The organism is Roseovarius sp. PS-C2 (genome assembly GCF_018862045.1).
Classification (GTDB): domain Bacteria; phylum Pseudomonadota; class Alphaproteobacteria; order Rhodobacterales; family Rhodobacteraceae; genus Roseovarius.
Map to the genome: position 1 here is coordinate 55,224 of NZ_JAHKSQ010000006.1, position 16,028 is coordinate 71,251.

15 protein-coding genes are annotated in these 16,028 nt (G+C 61.4%); 4 read left to right on the forward strand and 11 right to left on the reverse strand.

Annotation, left to right across the window (positions count from 1 at the left end):
• Window position 1 precedes the first annotated feature (1 nt).
• Both KPG71_RS12475 and KPG71_RS12480 read right to left on the reverse strand, forming a co-directional pair.
• Window positions 2-781 carry an enoyl-CoA hydratase/isomerase family protein gene (locus KPG71_RS12475; protein ID WP_050685888.1) on the reverse strand — a complete coding sequence of 260 codons (780 nt, stop codon included), beginning with the start codon at window positions 779-781 and terminating at the stop codon, window positions 2-4.
• Window positions 778-1,959 carry an acyl-CoA dehydrogenase family protein gene (locus KPG71_RS12480; RefSeq protein ID WP_050685898.1) on the reverse strand — a complete coding sequence of 394 codons (1,182 nt, stop codon included), beginning with the start codon at window positions 1,957-1,959 and terminating at the stop codon, window positions 778-780. The genes KPG71_RS12475 and KPG71_RS12480 overlap by 4 nt, the downstream gene beginning before the upstream one ends.
• Before the next feature lie 126 nt (window positions 1,960-2,085).
• Here KPG71_RS12480 and KPG71_RS12485 point away from each other — a divergent pair, with 126 nt between their 5' ends.
• From KPG71_RS12485 to KPG71_RS12495, 3 genes are all read left to right on the forward strand, one after another.
• Window positions 2,086-4,086, forward strand: coding sequence for an FAD-dependent oxidoreductase (locus KPG71_RS12485; RefSeq protein WP_050685900.1), 2,001 nt, complete (start codon window positions 2,086-2,088; stop codon window positions 4,084-4,086).
• A gap of 262 nt (window positions 4,087-4,348) precedes the next feature.
• Window positions 4,349-5,710 (forward strand): IS5 family transposase, encoded by a 1,362-nt coding sequence (locus KPG71_RS12490; RefSeq protein ID WP_027238795.1) that lies wholly within the window; start codon window positions 4,349-4,351, stop codon window positions 5,708-5,710.
• Window positions 5,655-7,136 carry a class I adenylate-forming enzyme family protein gene (locus KPG71_RS12495; RefSeq protein WP_050685902.1) on the forward strand — a complete coding sequence of 494 codons (1,482 nt, stop codon included), beginning with the start codon at window positions 5,655-5,657 and terminating at the stop codon, window positions 7,134-7,136. The genes KPG71_RS12490 and KPG71_RS12495 overlap by 56 nt, the downstream gene beginning before the upstream one ends.
• A gap of 20 nt (window positions 7,137-7,156) precedes the next feature.
• On the opposite strand, the gene KPG71_RS12500 is transcribed toward KPG71_RS12495, so the two are convergent.
• The 5 genes from KPG71_RS12500 to KPG71_RS12520 all read right to left on the reverse strand — a co-directional run bounded on the left by KPG71_RS12500 (window position 7,157) and on the right by KPG71_RS12520 (window position 12,006).
• Window positions 7,157-7,612, reverse strand: coding sequence for a PaaI family thioesterase (locus KPG71_RS12500; protein ID WP_050685904.1), 456 nt, complete (start codon window positions 7,610-7,612; stop codon window positions 7,157-7,159).
• Window positions 7,613-7,633: 21 nt separating this feature from the next.
• Window positions 7,634-8,338, reverse strand: coding sequence for an AraC family transcriptional regulator (locus KPG71_RS12505; RefSeq protein ID WP_234994806.1), 705 nt, complete (start codon window positions 8,336-8,338; stop codon window positions 7,634-7,636).
• Window positions 8,339-8,342: 4 nt separating this feature from the next.
• Window positions 8,343-9,197: an SDR family oxidoreductase gene (locus tag KPG71_RS12510; protein ID WP_050685908.1), complete on the reverse strand. Its 855-nt coding sequence runs from the start codon at window positions 9,195-9,197 to the stop codon at window positions 8,343-8,345.
• Window positions 9,194-11,131: an AMP-binding protein gene (locus KPG71_RS12515; RefSeq protein WP_050685910.1), complete on the reverse strand. Its 1,938-nt coding sequence runs from the start codon at window positions 11,129-11,131 to the stop codon at window positions 9,194-9,196. The genes KPG71_RS12510 and KPG71_RS12515 overlap by 4 nt, the downstream gene beginning before the upstream one ends.
• Before the next feature lie 113 nt (window positions 11,132-11,244).
• The gene (locus tag KPG71_RS12520) at window positions 11,245-12,006 is read right to left on the reverse strand and encodes a glucose 1-dehydrogenase (RefSeq protein ID WP_050685911.1); all 762 of its coding nucleotides are present in this window, start codon (window positions 12,004-12,006) and stop codon (window positions 11,245-11,247) included.
• A gap of 125 nt (window positions 12,007-12,131) precedes the next feature.
• Here KPG71_RS12520 and KPG71_RS12525 point away from each other — a divergent pair, with 125 nt between their 5' ends.
• A complete protein-coding gene (locus KPG71_RS12525) occupies window positions 12,132-13,496 on the forward strand; it encodes a TetR/AcrR family transcriptional regulator (protein WP_103911600.1) in 1,365 nt (454 codons plus the stop codon).
• Here KPG71_RS12525 and KPG71_RS12530 read toward each other — a convergent pair.
• Genes KPG71_RS12530 through KPG71_RS12545 form a run of 4 tightly spaced genes read right to left on the reverse strand, consistent with a single transcriptional unit; the run spans window position 13,478 to window position 16,024 of the window.
• Window positions 13,478-13,879, reverse strand: a complete 402-nt coding sequence (locus tag KPG71_RS12530) for a PaaI family thioesterase (protein WP_050685913.1) — start codon at window positions 13,877-13,879, stop codon at window positions 13,478-13,480. The two genes, KPG71_RS12525 and KPG71_RS12530, sit on opposite strands and share 19 nt — an antisense overlap.
• Entirely contained in the window at window positions 13,879-14,361 is a 483-nt protein-coding gene (locus KPG71_RS12535) for a PaaI family thioesterase (protein ID WP_050685915.1), read from the reverse strand. Before KPG71_RS12535 ends, KPG71_RS12530 begins: the two co-directional genes overlap by 1 nt.
• A gap of 12 nt (window positions 14,362-14,373) precedes the next feature.
• Window positions 14,374-15,177, reverse strand: coding sequence for an enoyl-CoA hydratase-related protein (locus KPG71_RS12540; protein WP_050685917.1), 804 nt, complete (start codon window positions 15,175-15,177; stop codon window positions 14,374-14,376).
• Entirely contained in the window at window positions 15,170-16,024 is an 855-nt protein-coding gene (locus tag KPG71_RS12545; protein ID WP_050685919.1) for an SDR family NAD(P)-dependent oxidoreductase, read from the reverse strand. Before KPG71_RS12545 ends, KPG71_RS12540 begins: the two co-directional genes overlap by 8 nt.
• Window positions 16,025-16,028 lie beyond the last annotated feature (4 nt).

Sequence of the window (16,028 nt, forward strand, 5' to 3'; positions counted from 1 at the left end):
CTCAGGCCTTGAATCTGGGGGCGCGCCGGTTCTCGAATGCGTCGAGGCCCTCGGCCACGTCATCGCTGGGCAGTGCACGCACGGCGGCATCGCGCTCAAGCCGCATCTGTTGGTCGATACCAAGGTCCGCGCCTTCACGCGCCAACCGCTTCATCTCGGCGATGCCGGGACGTGAACGGGTGGCGATCTTCTGGCAGTATTCCAGCGAGATCTTGTGCAGATCCGCATCCGGCACGACGTAGTTGACCAGGCCGGCCTCTTTGGCCTCGTCCGACTTGAGCCAGCGGGCCGAGAACATCAGGTCGAGCGCCCGGCGCTGCCCCATCAACCGTGTTAGCCGCTGCGAGCCACCCCAACCGGGAATCAGCCCGAATTGCGCGTGCTGATCGCCAAACTGGGCGCTTTCGGCCGCGAAACATACATCGCATGCCAGCATCAGTTCGATCCCGCCGGCCAGACACAACCCCTGCACTGCCACCACGACAGGGAGGGAGGAGGTTTCGAGCGCACGCAGGTTGTTCATGCCAAAGGCGATGAAATGGTCCAGCGCGGCGGGATCGTTCAATTTACCCTTCACTTCCACCAGATCGGCGCCGGTGCAAAAGTGCTTGCCCTGCGCCCGGATGAGGATCGCCCGGATATCCGGGTTCGCCTCGAATTCCGCACGCGCGACAGAAATACGCTCATGCACCTCAAGTGACAGGCAATTGAATTTCTCGGGGCGGGCCAGTTCGATGATGCCGGTGTTGCCCTCGGAAGTGACGAGGATGGGGTCGCTCATTTCGCGGCTCCCTTCGCCTTCTTGTCATACTGCAGCGCCATGCGACCGACCTTTTCGCGGGCGATCACCAGCTTCTGGATCTGCGCGGTGCCGTCACCGATCTGCAGGCCGAGCACATCGTTGTAGCGCTGGTGGTGGGGCAGGTCGGTGGTGTAGCCGTAATGTCCGTGCAGGATCAGGCACTGGTGAAGGATCTCGCAGGCGGTTTTGGGCAGGTACCACTTGCACATGGCGGCCTGAGAGGTGTGCGGCAGGCCACGGTCGCGCAGGTCCAGCGTGTAATAGCAAAGCTGGCGCATCATGGTCAGTTGGGTCTCGGCCTCGGCCAGGGGAAAGCTGACACCCTGATACTGCACGATCGGGGCTCCGAATGCCTCGCGCTCCTGAACGTAGGCCCAGGTTTCATCCACCGACGCTTGCGCGGCCCCCAGGCACTCCAGCCCGATCAGTGCGCGGGAATAGTCGAAGCCCGCCATGATCGTGCCAAAGGCACGGTCCTGTTCCGCCATCATATTTTCGGCCGGAACGAAAACATCGTCAAAGAACACCGACCCGCGCCCGACAGGCTTGGTGCCGATGTCGTCAAAATGGGTGCGCTTGATGCCTTCCTGGTTCAGATCGACGAAAAAGGCGCTGACCCCGCGTGAGCCGCCGTTAGGATCGCCGGTACGGGCAAAGACGACCGCCGCATCCGCCTGACTGGCAAAACTCATGGATGTCTTTTCACCGTTCAGCCGCCAGCCGTTGCCGGATTTCTCAGCTCTCAGAATCAGGTTCGCCGCATCCGAACCGCCGCGCGGCTCTGTCAGGCCCAGGCCAATGACCGCATCACCCGAAACAACCTTGGGCACCCATTCCGACGCGATGTCCTTGGAGGCATGTTTGGCAACCATTCCGCCCATGAGAGAGCCCAGAAGCTGCACGTAACTTGCGTTGAAATCGGCATAGGCGATCTCTTCGACGATCAGCCCTGACGTGACAGAGCTTTCGCCGAGTCCCCCGAATTCCTCGGGCAGATCGGCCCCGATCAGCCCCAGTGCGCCCATCTCCTTGATCAGAGCACGGTCGAATGTATGGCCGCTGGCGCGTTCTTGATATGTGGGCGCAAGCCTTTCAGTTGCGAAGCGCTTTGCGGTCTCGCGAAACGCCTTCTGATCGTCTGTAGGCTGGAATTGCATCGGTGCTCCTCCCCATGAGCGAAAATCTTCTTTCCAAAAATCTAACAAATGTTAGAATGTAGATCAAGTGCAGTTTTGAGGAGGAGAACCAAAGTGAAAAATAGACCAGATGGAAGCTTTGAAACCATGCTCTCGCCCATCCGCGCAGGCCAGCATACATTGCGAAATCGTGTCATCATGGGGTCGATGCACACGCGGTTGGAAACCGAGCCTGACGGCATAGCCAAACAGATCGCGTTTTACGCCGAGCGTGCGCGGGGGGAGGCGGCGATTCTGATCACCGGCGGGTTTTCGCCCAATGCCGAGGGCATATTCGATCCAGAAGGTCCGCGAATCGATGATCCGGAAGAAGCGCTTAGCCTGCGCCCGATCTGCGAGGCGGTGCAGGCCGAAGGCAGCCTGATCTGCGCGCAACTCCTCCACGCCGGGCGCTATGCCAAGATCGAAGGGTGTGTGGCCCCGTCACCGATCCGCGCCCCGATCAACCGTTTCATCCCGCGTGAAATGACCGACGCCGACATTCTCCGTACCATCGAGGATTTTGCCGTGGCGGCCGCCAATGCGCAGGCCGCAGGCTTTGATGGCGTCGAGATCATGGGGTCCGAGGGATACCTGATCAACGAATTCACCGTCACCCATACCAACAAGCGCCAAGACGACTGGGGCGGCAGCGCCGCGAACCGCCACCGATTCCCGGTCGAGATCGTGCGCGCGGTGCGCGAACGTTGCGGCCCCGAGTTTCTGGTCATCTACCGGATTTCGGCGGCCGATCTGGTCGAGGGCGGCGCGCCCGCCGATGAAATTGCCGCACTGGCCCGCAAGATCGAGGCCGCAGGTGCGGATATTCTGAACACCGGCATCGGCTGGCACGAGGCCCGTGTGCCGACGATCGCCTATCCGGTGCCGCGCGGTGCCTGGCGCAAGGCGGCAGCCAACGTGAAAGCGGCCGTGTCGATCCCGGTGGTCGCCTCGAACCGGATCAACACACCCCAGCTTGCCGAAGACATACTTGCCTCTGGCGATGCGGACATGATCTCGATGGCGCGCCCGTTTCTGGCCGATCCGCATTTCGTGAAAAAGGCGCGAGAGGGCCGCGCGGACGAGATCAACACCTGCATCGCCTGCAACCAGGCCTGTCTGGATTTCATCTTTTCGGACCGGCCGGTCGGATGTCTGGTCAATCCAAGGGCCGGGCGTGAAACCGAATTCCAGGATACGCCAACCGACGCGCCAAAGAAAGTGGCCGTCGTCGGCGGTGGTGCCGCGGGCATGGCCACAGCCGCCGAGGCGGCGCGGCTGGGCCATGCTGTCACGCTGTTCGAGGCGCAGGACAAGCTGGGCGGTCAGCTGAATCTGGCCCGCGCCGCACCCGGCAAGGACGAATTCGACGAAACCCTTCGGTATTATGCCGGTCAGATGCAGAAACACGGGGTCACGCAGCGTCTGGGACAACGGGCAGAGGCGAGCGATCTTGAAGGCTTCGACCATGTGGTCATCGCTACCGGGGTCACGCCGCGGGTTCCCGACCTGCCGGGTATCGACCATCCCAGCGTCGCGACCTATGCCGAAATTCTGTCCGGCGACCGTGTGGCGGGCGACCGTGTCGTCGTGATGGGGGCAGGGGGCATCGGTCATGATGTGGCCGAGTTCTTGGTGACCGAACCCGCCGAGACTGCCAACTCCGACGTCTTTTGCGAAACCTGGGCTGTGGACCCCGAATTTGTCTCCTCGGGTGCCCTGAGTGGCGACCCTCTGGCCCCGGAACCATCGCGCCGCAAAGTCGTCATGCTTCAGCGCAAGACATCGAAACCCGGTGCAGGTCTGGGCGTCTCGACAGGGTGGATTCTGCGGAATGCGCTGCGCAAACACGGGGTCGAGGCCATGGGCGGCGTGACCTATGAATATATCGACGACGCGGGGCTGCACATCGTTGTGGATGGAAAGCCAAAGGTCATCGCGGCCGATACAATCGTGTTGTGCACCGGTCAGGAGCCGGAACGGGCCCTGGCAGAAGAGCTTGCCGCGCGCGGCGTCCCGGTTACAATGATCGGCGGGGCAAAGGAGGCCGCCGAACTGGATGCGCTGCGAGCCATTGATGAAGGCGTGCGCCTGGCGCAGGGTCTCTGAACCGAAGCCCGCGCAAGGGGGGATACCATGCTGACCGAAGTTTCGCGTGCAGGACGCGCCGACCTTTATTCGATCTTTCGAACCCGCGCACAGGATTGCGCGGGGGATCTGGCCATCGAGGACGGCAGCAAGAGACTGAGCTAGTTCACCCTGAACAAGTCCCAACGCATTGATTTTGTTTTATGAAGCGGCGTTTTCAGTATTCTGGAACTGCAGGATTTGGTAGGTTTCGGGCGAGAAGCCTGCAATTTCGGATCAACGTATGAAGCCCAAATCCCGCGCCCCTGAACAGGACGACCTGTTGCGCCCACGCCTGACGGACATGATCGACATGCGCCACGAGCTGGTGAAGCTGGCCGCCCTGATCGACTGGGAGTTCTTCGAGGATGAGTGGGCGGGGTTCTTCACGTCGCACACCGGCCGCCCGGCGACGTCGCCGCGACTGGTGGCGGGGTTGCTCTATTTGCAGCATGCCTACCGGCTCTCGGACGAGGCGGTGGTGGCGCGGTGGGTGGAGAACCCCTATTACCAGCACTTCTGTGGCGAGACGTTCTTCCAGCATTGCTTCCCGCTCGATCCTTCGTCGCTGACGCGGTGGCGCAAGCGGATCGGGGAAGAGGGCGTCGAATGGCTTCTGACCAAGACGATCGAGGCGGGCCGTGAAGCTGGAGTGATCTCCGAGCGGAGTGTCGAGGCGGTGATCGTGGACACGACGGTGATGGAGAAGGCGATCGCGCATCCCACGGACGCGCGGCTCTGCGAGAAGGCGCGCCGGCGCCTGGTGGCGCTCGCGCAGGAGGCAGGCCTGTCCCTGCGCCAGAGCTACGCGCGGCTTGCGCCGCGGCTGTCGGGCCAGGTCGGGCGCTACGCGCATGCGCGCCAGTTCAAGCGGATGCGCAAGGCCCTGCGGCGGCTGAAGGGCTATACCGGGCGCGTCCTGCGCGACATCCAGCGCCAGTTGGGCCGTGTGGCCGACGCCGGTTTGCGGGAGCGGATCGAGGCGGAGATTGCCTTGTCGGGCCGGCTCTTGCGGCAGAAGCCGAAGGACAAGGGCAAGCTCTACGCACTGCACGAGCCCGAGGTGGACTGCATCTCCAAGGGCAAGGCGCGGGTCCGTTACGAGTTCGGCACTAAGGTGTCGGTGGCAACCACGCACCGGGAGGGCTTCGTCGTCGGCATGCGGTCGATGCCCGGCAACCCCTATGACGGGCACACCCTTCGCGAGGCGCTGGAGCAGGTGGAGATCCTGACCGAGACCCGGCCCAGGAGGGCCTTCGTCGACCGCGGCTACCGCGGCCACGGTGTGCAGACGACCGAGGCGTTCATCTCGGGCCAGCGCCGCGGGATGACGCCGGCGCTCCGGCGCGACCTGCGCCGGCGCAGCGCAATCGAACCTGTGATCGGGCACATGAAGACCGACGGCCGCCTTGCCCGCTGCGCTCTCAAGGGCACGCTCGGAGACGCGCTCCACGCTGTGCTCTGCGGCTGCGGGCACAACATCCGCATGATCCTGGCCCATCTGAGGGCTCTCGTGGCCGAAATCCTCGCCGCTCTCATCGCCGCGATCGGTGCGATCATCGCTCTACCGCGGCCGAAATGCGGCATCAGAGCCGCAGCTGCGTGATGTTCAGGGGCGACTGAGCTATGCCGAATTGCTGGGGAGGGTCGATCGTCTGGCTGCCGTGTTTCTGGCCAGGGGCGTGGCGCCCGGCGACCGGATCGCGATTCTGTCGCATAAACGCTCGGAGTACCTGGAGGTCGAACTGGCAGCGGCAGGAATTGGCGCGATTGTCGCTTGCCTGAACTGGCGGCTTGCCCCCGATCAACTGTGGCACTGCATCGATCTGGTCGAGCCGGTGCTCGCGATCGTCGAACCGGACTTTTCAGAAATGTATCACGCCGTCGCGTCGACACCCTGTCTGACCATCGGGCCAGACCTGGAAACGGCCATTGCCGGGGCCGAGCAAGACCCGCGCATCGGGACCATGGTCGACGATCCAGAGGCTGGTCTGACGATCTTGTATACCTCGGGGACTACGGGCCTGCCCAAAGGGGCGCTCATCAGCCACCGCGCGCATATCGCCCGATCCATGGTTTTTGCGGCGCAGCTGGCGCTGGATCCCGGCGACGGGTTCATCGCTTGGGCACCTATGTTCCACATGGCGTCCACCGATCATGCGCTGGCGACGGTCCTGCGGGGCGGAACCGTGGTGATGGTAGACGGTTTGCAGCCTGCGGTCATCAACGAGGCGTTGTCGCGCCACCGGATCGGCTGGTTCGTGATGATGCCCGGTGCGCTGGACGCCTTTATCGCAGAACGACGCGCCAACCCTTTGCCGCTGAAGGGAATCAAGGTTTGCGGCGCAATGGCCGATCTGGTGCCGCCGCATCAGATCGCGGAACTGACGGCCCTTCTGGACACGCCCTATCTGAATTCCTTCGGCGCAACTGAAACCGGCCTGCCGCCGGGGACCGCCGATCTGATTGCGCCGGGTGTGACCCCGGACCGGCTTTCCAAGCGCATAAGCGCATTTTGCGAGGTTCGGCTGGTCGATCCCGACGACCGCGAAGTGCCGGATGGAACGCCGGGCGAAATGGCTGTGCGGGGCCCGACATTGTTTTCAGGCTACTGGAACGCCGACGACGCCAACGCCCGCGACTTTCGCAACGGCTTTTTCCACATGGGCGATCTGTTCCGGCGCAATGCGGACGGCACCATCGACTTTGTGGACCGGGCGAAATACTTGATCAAGACTGGCGGCGAGAACGTCTATCCTGCGGAAATCGAGCGTGTGCTTCTTTCCCATCCCGATGTGGTCGATGCCGCCGTGATCCGGGCCTTCGACGCGAGATGGGGGGAAAGCCCGGTGGCCTTTGTCGCCTGTGGCGATGACGGGCCGGATGCCGAGGCGCTGATGAATTTGTGCCGCGAAAACCTCGCTGGCTACAAACGGCCGCGCGAGTTTCTTTTCATCGCGTTCGAGGATTTTCCCAGATCGACCAGCGGCAAGATCCAGCGCCATATGCTCGAAGCCCGGCTCGCGGATTAATTTGCGCCCCGGCCCGATCGTCACCCCGCCACGCCCGTTCGCCCCACCAGCGCCATGAGCGTTCCGGTCATCGTTGCGACGAGCTTTTCATCCTGGCCCTTCACGGCATAGGCACGCGCCTCGCATATGGTCAGCGTCCTGCCTGGTTTCACCACGTCAGCGACGAAGCGAAACCGTTCGCCGTCCGCCGGGTTGAGTAGGTTGATCTTGAATTCGGCCGTCAACACTGCCGCGTCCGCTGGCATCAGCGAAAAGGCCGCGTATCCGCAGGCGCTGTCCAGCGCTGTCGACACGATTCCGGCATGCAAAAACCCATGTTGCTGGGTCAGAGCATCCTCATGTGCCATCTCCAGAACAATGCGGCCGGGCGATAGCTCGGCAATGCTGATCCCCAGCGTGTGCATCACCTTCTGGCGATTGAAACTGTTGCGCACGCGTGCGTCATAGTCGGGGTTTTTCGGTTTGAATTGCGTCATGGCGGGTCTTCCTCTTCGATTTCATTCGTCAATGACCAATCTTAGGCGGTCTTTGAGGCGCGTATCTTGTAGCGAAAGGTCAAAACGACGCGGAACGGACTGAGCGCGCAACGCGCCGGGCGGTTTGCCGGCGAAGACCCGGCAAGCGACGGACATATGGGATTGATCGCAATATCCGGCGTCCAGCGCCAGATCGCTCAGCGGAAGGCTCTGTGACGCGAGCTGCCCAAGAGCCTGGCGAAAGCGCCGCGAGGCGGCAAGCCGCCGCCGCGACACGCCGGTTTCCGCCCGCACCTTTCGACGTTCGGTCCGGTCGCTGTACGCTCCGGGTGGCGCGGCAAAGCCCATGCCTTTCGCGAGGCCGTCAAGCACTGCGATGAGCGCGGGCAGGTCACCGTCCCCGATCTGAACCCGGGCCAGTTCTGCGGCCAGCATGTCCAGCCCTTTGGAGTCGGGTAAGTGCTTCGGTCGTGACGACAACCTCAGCCCGGCCACGACACCATGGAATGGCCTTGGGCGGGGAGTGAAACCCGAGCGCGGTGGCGCCAGCGATACACGCGCCCCGCCGCTGTGGTCGCGCGTTACCGAAAGGGTAAAGAGGTCGGTTGCGAACCGCCCGCGTCCACCACCGCTCAGCACACCGGTATCGCGAAACACGAACAGATGATCGATCTCAGTGGCCGCTTCCTCAGGCGGCGCCCGTTCGAGATAAAGCGGCACCGCCATCAGGTTACTTGACGAAAGCATCCCGGTTCTCGGTGACGAAATCGGCAAATCGGCGCGCCGGGCGCTCCAGCACCTCGCTGACCGTGGTCTCGATGCCGGCTAGGTAGCCCCTGGGCGCGATAGAGGCCAGTTCGACCATGGCCCCGGCGACCTCGTCCTGCATTCCGCCGGCCACCATGCCCGCCCTGGCATCCTCGGCCGAAAGGGACACGCACGACACTGTTCGTCCCGTCACCCCGGACAGAAGGGCCGCGATGTCATCCCCTGCAAGAGCTTCGGGCCCGGTCAGACCAAGAGCCTTGCCTTCGTACCCCGGAGCGGTCAGCGCCTCGGCGGCGACATCCGCGATGTCGCGAGCGTCGATCCAGGCCACGGGTCCGCCCAGGTCGTCATAGTACACGGCGTCCTTTGCAATGTTGCCGGCCTGCCACAGCAGGTTCTGCATGAAATAGGTCGGCTGGACAAAAGTCCAGTCAAGGCTGCTTTGCTTCAGCAGTTCCTGGGTTTCGGAATGCCACTTTCCAAAGGTCAGCCCCGCCTTGGGCGACGCGCCAAGCCCCGTGGCCACAACGATATGGCGCACGCCCGCGGCCTTGGCCGCCTCGATCACGTTCGCCTTCCACTGACGCATGTCCAGATGGGCAGGCGTGACCAGGTATATCTTTTCCGCCCCGTCACAGGCCCGCGCCAGCGCGGCAGGGTCCGTGAAATCCGCTGCTACCGCCTCGCATCCTTTGGCTTTTAGCGCGTCTAACTTGAAGGGGTCGCTGGTGACAGCGCGCACGGTCGCGCCTTTTGCCATAAGCGTATCGACGAGGGGCGCGCCGGTGTTGCCCGTGGCTCCGAAAACAGTAATCATGGCTTTTCCTTTTGCAGGTCTACGATGGGTTGAATGGTTTCCGGGTTGCTGATCGACGACAGATCGCCCAGATCTTCGCCCAGCAAGGCGGCGCGCACGATCCGGCGCATGGTCTTCATGCTACGCGTCTTGGGCAGGGCCTCGATAAAGTGGATCTCGCGCGGGCGGAAGGGTTTCGAGACGATCTCTCCGACCCGATTCTTGAGCCGGTCCACAAGCTCTGCGTCAGGCGTAACACCTTGCGCCGCCACGCAGAAACAGACGACGGCCACGCCTTTGATATCGTCGGGTGCGGCAATGGCAGCGGCGTCAACCACCTCTCCGGTTTCGGTCAGGGCCGCCTCGATCTCGGGCGGACCGATGCGTTTACCTGCGATGTTCAGCGTGTCGTCGGACCGGCCCAGGATATACCATGTCCCGTCCGGATCGCAGCGCACCCAGTCGCCGTGCCGCCAGATGCCGGGGTAGGTGGACCAATAGGTTTCAAAATAGCGATCGCGGTCGCCCCGGATGGCCGGGGTCAGACCCAAAGGCGGCTGGGTCACGACCAGTTCGCCGACCTCGCCCGGTGCGGCTTCGCTGCCGTCCTGGCGCAACACCTTGGCGCCGACACCCAGGGCCTGGGCCGAAAATCCGCCGGGCTTGATTTCATGCAGCACGGTCGAGGTAAGGATCGCGCCAAAAAGCTCGGTCCCACCCGAGATGTTAAGCGGCACCGCGCGGCGGCGACAGATATGATCCAGTTGCCAAAGCCAGGCATCGTCGGTCCAGGGTTCACCGGTCGAGGCGACAATGCGCAGGGGCGACAGGTCGTAGCCCAACAAAGGTTCAGTATCCTGCGTCATGAACTGCCGTACCAGGGTCGGAGCCACACCAAGATGCGTGACCTCCATATCGAACGCAAGACGCAGCAGCCTGAAGGGATCGCCGGGCATTGATGGTGCGCCTTCGGCCAGCACCAGAGTTGAACCGGACAAGAGCACCGACAAAAGGGTGAGCGGCCCCATGACCCACCCCATGTCAGTCATCCAGAGGTGCCGGTCGTCCCGTTTCATGTCGAGGCAAAGCAGGAAATCGGCCGTGGCCTTGGCCTGTACGCCCAGATGGGTATGCACGACACCCTTGGGCCGCCCGGTCGTGCCCGATGTATAGGCGATCAGAAAGGTGTCATCGGCACTGACGGGAACGGCGGCAAACTCCGGACTGGCGCGGCCCACTGTTTCGGTCCAGTCCAGATCGCGGGCCGGATCGGCCACCGCACCGCCGAACCGTCGCAGGCTGATCACGGTATGAACCGATGGCAGGTCGGTCAAAGCCTGGGCAAGGGTCGCTTCCATCCAGACCGGCTTGCCTCGCCGGGGTGTGGCATCCGCCGTCAACACCGCCACGGCATCCGCGTCGTTCAGGCGCGATACGATGGCATGGGGCGCAAAACCGGAAAACAGCGGCACCGCAACCGCGCCCAGCCGGGCAATACCCAGAAGCGCGGCCTCGATTTCGGGGATCATCGGCATATAGATGCCCACCGCCTGACCCGGCTTTACACCGCGTGCGGCAAGGGCCGAGGCGACGCGGGAGGCTTCGGCGGCAAGGTTGCAATAGCTCCAGCGGCGGCGGCTTCCGTCTTCGCCGACCCAGTCGATAGCGACCTTGTTACCCAGGCCATCGGCAATTCGGGCGTCAAGACAGGTTTCCGTCAAATTCAACGTACCTTCCACGGCCCATCTGATCGATTCAGGCCCTGTGGAGATATCTCGCAACCGGCTGTAGGGCCGCTCGAACCATATCCCGGCATGGTCAATGATCTGGCCCCAGAACCAGTCTGGGTCTTCATTCGAACGGCGGACGAGTTCCTCGTAACTGTCAATGCCGCAGCCCTTCAGAAATGAGGTCAGAGTGCTTGTCCGCTGGATGTCAGAGCCTGGCTGAAACATTCGCAACCTTTCTAGAATGAAAAAGGGCCGCACTTAAGGCGCGGCCAGTCGGGGAGGTAACTCTTGGCACGGTTTGGCAGCAGCGCCTTGAGTCCGGCGCTGCTGCCAGCGTTTTAACCGTGCATGGACAGGCCGCCCGAAACCGAAATCACCTGGCCGGTAATGAACCCTGCGTCGTCCGACGACAGGAAGCAGATGATGCCAGGGTAATCCGTCGGCTGCGCAAGACGCTTCATCGGAATCGCCCGCTTGAGACCTTCGGCGATCTTTTGACCGGCCTCGCCTTCGGCAACCTGAGCGAACAGCGGCGTATCGGTCGGGCCGGGGGCGACCGCATTCAATTGAATACCTTTACGCGCCAGTTCACGCGCTACGGTTTTGGTGAACGAGATGATGCCACCCTTGCAGGCCGAATACACGGCTTCGCCGGATGATCCGACGCGTCCGGCGTCGGACGCGATGTTGACCACACGGCCGCCACCGTTCTTGACCATGCCCGGAAGCACCGCGTGATGCATATTCAGCGGACCGTAAAGATTGATGTCGATGACCTTCTTCCAAAGGTCGGGATCGGTGTCGAGGAACGGTTTGATCACGTCCCAGCCCGCGTTGTTCACCAGCACATCAATCGGTCCGCCGGATTCGAACTCGGCAACGGCGCTGTCGACCTGGGCACGATCGGTAATATCCGCCTGAAATGCCGTCGCTTTTCCGCCGGATTCAGTGATTAGTTTGGCGGTTTCATCCGCTCCGGCTTTGTTCAGATCGAAAACGGCGACTTCGGCACCCTCCGCGCCGAACCGTTCGCAAACCGCTCGGCCAATGCCGCTCCCACCGCCGGTCACAACGACCCGTTTTCCACTCAACCCTCGCATGTGGAGGTCCTCCTCTTCCGTTGCACCTTGAAAAGAGTTTGATTCGACACTCTCTCCGATGTATTCTAACAGTTGTTAGATTTATTGCAATGGACAGCCTCATCTACGACAAGTATCGACAATGGATGGCACGACAGATTGAAGATACCAGGATAGTGAATGACGATCTAAGCAAGTCGGAGAGGACCCGCGAAGCCATACTCGCTGCGGCTGCGCGACTTTTTCGGTATGAAGGCTATCACGCAACGACTATGCGCGACATCGCGCAGGAAGCTGGCATTGAGGCCGGCAGCATTTATTATCATTTTCAATCCAAGGACCAGATGCTGTGCGAAGTTCTCGATCTTGGCGTCCGTCAACTATATCAGGCGGTCAGTGAAATCGTTCGGTCGGCACCGACAAGTTCGGAGGATTTTCGCAAGACTTTCAGACTGCTGATTGAAACACACCTTACATACCTATTGACCGACAGTGACTTTACGTCAGCCAATATTCGTAACTATCCGATGTTGTCGGACGAAACACGCGCCCCGCATCGCGAATTGCGTGCATCATATGCGGATGCCTGGGGCAAATTCCTGAATGACGCCAAACGCGCCGGCCACCTTCGAAGCGACATATCCACTGCTGTGATCCGCCAGTTCATCCTAAGTGCCATGAACTGGACCGTAGAATGGTACGATGTCGACAAGTATCCGGTGCGCATCCTCGCGGAACGAATGTGTAAGCTGATACTTGACGGAATGTGTCCACATCGCAAGGCGGGTACCGAAGGCTTGAAGCTGTGCCCCGCCACTCCCGCCAAAACCCCGGATCCCGACGGCAAGGCGGCTAAGACCCGTGCAGAAATTCTAAAGGCCGCAGCGCGCGTTCTGAGGGACAATGGCTACAAGGCGACCACGCTGAGAAAGATCGCGGAAGAAGCGGACATGAAAGCGGGAAGCGTCTATTACCATTTCAACTCCAAAGAAGCGATCGTTGACGAAGTTCTAAACGCCGGACTGAGAGACTTGCTATCAGGTGTCGAAGCCGCCGTTCGGAAATTCGATGCCCCGTACGATCATCACGCCAGGATAGCGACTGCAATCTGGGCGCACCTGGATTTCCTCTTCAAGGCAAGCGAATTCACCTCGGCGAATATCAGAAGCTATGGAATGCTCCCCAATCATTTCAGGGAGAGGCACAGGGGTATTCGCCATGAATATGGAAAACTCTGGGATCGGATACTCCGTGAAGCTCAGGACGACGGTGCCATACGGTCGGATATCAAGATCGTCCCCTTGCGCCAGGTGATGTTGGGCGCTTTGAACTGGACGGTGGAATGGTTCGACCCGAACAAGGCAGGAGTGGAAGGATATCTATCACTGCCTGAATTCTCCAGCATGCTCATCAATCTGTTACTGGAAGGAATTTGTAACCGGGAAGCGGCCCCGTCCACAGGACAAGGTAGCCCAGAAAGCGGTTGCCCCGGTCAGACCAGAAGGAAGTGATACAGCCCTTCGGCAACCGCCTTTTCCCGATCCGTCTGCCAGCTGAGCACGCTGACGCTTGCCATCCGCTTGCCCTTGCGCGTGACGTTTGCGCGCGCAAAAAGCGGTCCCTTCACACCGGGTCTGAGGTAATCGACGGTCAGGTTGATCGGCTTGGCCGGAACGTCGGCGAAATCGGGCTGTACCGCGACGGCGGCAGTGGCCTCCATAAAACTCGCGATTATGCCGCCATGGTAGTACTCCATGATCGGGTTCCCGATATGGCGGTCATCAAAGGTCATTTCCGCTTCGGCATGGAGGCTATCCAAGCTTTGGACCTCAAAGTTGAGAAATCGGAAAAACGGCACCCGGGATACGTGGGCATTGACAGTTTGCAAATCCATCACGAGGCTTTTCCTTTGGTCATCGCTTCAAACAGGCTGGTTTCCCCACGCGTCAATGCAAACGAGGCGGTTCCACGGGCGATTTCAGCATTATCATGGCCCTCGAACCAGACGCTGCCGGAATTGAAGGCGATGTGGCGGGTCTGGCGAAAACAATGCGCTTGAACGATGACATCCGCGCGCGAACGAGCAGGGCGCAGGTAATCAACTCTCAGATCAAGAGTGGCCATGGTACTGACGCCTTCGATGGCGACAAAGTTAGCCAATCCAAAGACACTGTCCAGAAGCGCCGTCAGGATACCACCATGGAGCAGCGTTTGTTCCGCATCGGCGCAAAAGTCCGGATTGAACGGCATCCGAACGCGAACGCCTTCGGTCGAGACCTCTTCGATCTCAAGCGCCATATGCGTAATCAGACCCTTGCCGCGCGCATTCCACATCTGCGCGATTTGCTCCATTTTCTTTTTGGAGATATCAGACATGCAATTCTTCCATTAGCGCCCTGTGAAGTTGGGTTTTCGTTTCTCGATGAACGCAGCAACCGCCTCGTGATGGTCTTCGGTCTGATGCATGAGCGCCTGATAGGCCGCCGCAGAATTCAGGAAATCCGGTAGATCCATCCGTTCGGCATTGCGCATCAGACGCTTGGCGACGCGCACCGCACGCGGTGGTTTCGCTGCGATGACGGCGGCCCGTTCGCGAGCCCGTGCCATCAATTTTTCATGAGGCACCAGCTCAAGCACCATGCCAAGCTCCAGCGCTTCCTTGGCCTCGACCATGCGCCCTGAGAAGGTCAGATCGGCGGCCTTCTGGTGGCCCAGACGACGCAACAGGAACCAGCTGCCCGCATCGCCCGGAATGATTCCGAGATTCAGAAACACCTCGCCGAACCTTGCTTTTTCGGACGCGATGCGCATGTCGCACATCATGGTCAGGTCGCACCCCGCGCCCACCGCCGGGCCGTTGACTGCGGCGATGGTCGGAATATCCATGTTGTAGAGCGCAAGCGGCAGCCGCTGCACCCCATCAACATAGCTCTGCGCCGCCGCCAGCGGCTCCTTGCGGAACACGCTGTCGGAATCGTTCATTTCCTTGATGTCGCCGCCGGCACAAAAGGCCGGGTCGGCGCCGGTCAGGATCATGACGCTGACCTGCGGGTCTGCCTGCACCTTGGCGAAGGTCTCCAGAAGAGCAGCGATCATGTCGTTTCCGGTGACCGGGTTGCGCCGCTCGGGATCGTTCAGCGTAACCGTGGCGATCCTGTCGGACATCTCCAGAAGGACTGGGTGTTTACTCATTCTTGCCATCTCCCCGTTCGCGTTTCTCGAACATCGCGGGGTTGATCATGTCCCGCGCGTCATGACCCATATGCAAGGTCTCACCGCCGTCTACATAAATGTCTTCTCCGGTGATGAAACCGCCAAGTTTCGAGGCCAGGAAAATGATCGTGCCTGAGATGTCCTCGGCCGCCCCCATCCGGTTTAGCACCGAGCGGTTCAGCTTTTTCCACTGTTCCGGCGGAATCGGATAGCGGCCAAGCGCATCGGTCTTGATCGTGCCCGGCGCGACACAGTTCAGCCGGATGCCGTATTCGCCCCATTCGGCGGCCAGCGTTTTCATCATGCCCGTCACACCGGCGCGGGCGGCGACGGTGTGTGTAAAGCCGGTAAGCGCGGTGCGCGCCGAGATGGCGGTGACAAACACAACCGATCCACCATTGTCGTACATGAAGTGATCCGCCGCTGCCCGGGTCATCTGCCAAGACCCGATCAGGTTGTTGCGGATCACGGCTTCGAAGCCCTTGTTGGTGATATCGCGGGCGGCCGCGATATACTGGCCGCCGGCATTGTTCACCAAAACATCCAACTGCCCATAGTGCTCCTTGATCCGCCCCATCGCAGCTTCGATACTGTCTTCGTCGCGGGTGTCTCCGGGCACGACAAAGGCCTCGCCCCCCGCCGCCCGGATCATTTCGGCGGTCTCTTCCAGCGGTTCTTCGCGGCGCGCGAACAGCGCAAGCCTGGCCCCGCAAGCGGCCATTTCGATCGCCGTCGCCCGGCCCATTCCAGATCCGGACCCCGTGACCAGGGCAACCTGGCCCGCCATGAGATCCGACGCGTAACGCCTTGATTTCGCTTCGTTCATGTTC

Coding starts and splice junctions, on each gene's coding strand:
- KPG71_RS12475 (WP_050685888.1), bottom strand. CDS start 781: ATGAGCGACCCCATCCTCGTCACTTCCGAGGGCAACACCGGCATCATC.
- KPG71_RS12480 (WP_050685898.1), bottom strand. CDS start 1,959: ATGCAATTCCAGCCTACAGACGATCAGAAGGCGTTTCGCGAGACCGCA.
- KPG71_RS12485 (WP_050685900.1), top strand. CDS start 2,086: ATGCTCTCGCCCATCCGCGCAGGCCAGCATACATTGCGAAATCGTGTC.
- KPG71_RS12490 (WP_027238795.1), top strand. CDS start 4,349: ATGAAGCCCAAATCCCGCGCCCCTGAACAGGACGACCTGTTGCGCCCA.
- KPG71_RS12500 (WP_050685904.1), bottom strand. CDS start 7,612: ATGACGCAATTCAAACCGAAAAACCCCGACTATGACGCACGCGTGCGC.
- KPG71_RS12505 (WP_234994806.1), bottom strand. CDS start 8,338: ATGGCGGTGCCGCTTTATCTCGAACGGGCGCCGCCTGAGGAAGCGGCC.
- KPG71_RS12510 (WP_050685908.1), bottom strand. CDS start 9,197: ATGATTACTGTTTTCGGAGCCACGGGCAACACCGGCGCGCCCCTCGTC.
- KPG71_RS12515 (WP_050685910.1), bottom strand. CDS start 11,131: ATGTTTCAGCCAGGCTCTGACATCCAGCGGACAAGCACTCTGACCTCA.
- KPG71_RS12520 (WP_050685911.1), bottom strand. CDS start 12,006: ATGCGAGGGTTGAGTGGAAAACGGGTCGTTGTGACCGGCGGTGGGAGC.
- KPG71_RS12525 (WP_103911600.1), top strand. CDS start 12,132: ATGGCACGACAGATTGAAGATACCAGGATAGTGAATGACGATCTAAGC.
- KPG71_RS12530 (WP_050685913.1), bottom strand. CDS start 13,879: ATGGATTTGCAAACTGTCAATGCCCACGTATCCCGGGTGCCGTTTTTC.
- KPG71_RS12535 (WP_050685915.1), bottom strand. CDS start 14,361: ATGTCTGATATCTCCAAAAAGAAAATGGAGCAAATCGCGCAGATGTGG.
- KPG71_RS12540 (WP_050685917.1), bottom strand. CDS start 15,177: ATGAGTAAACACCCAGTCCTTCTGGAGATGTCCGACAGGATCGCCACG.
- KPG71_RS12545 (WP_050685919.1), bottom strand. CDS start 16,024: ATGAACGAAGCGAAATCAAGGCGTTACGCGTCGGATCTCATGGCGGGC.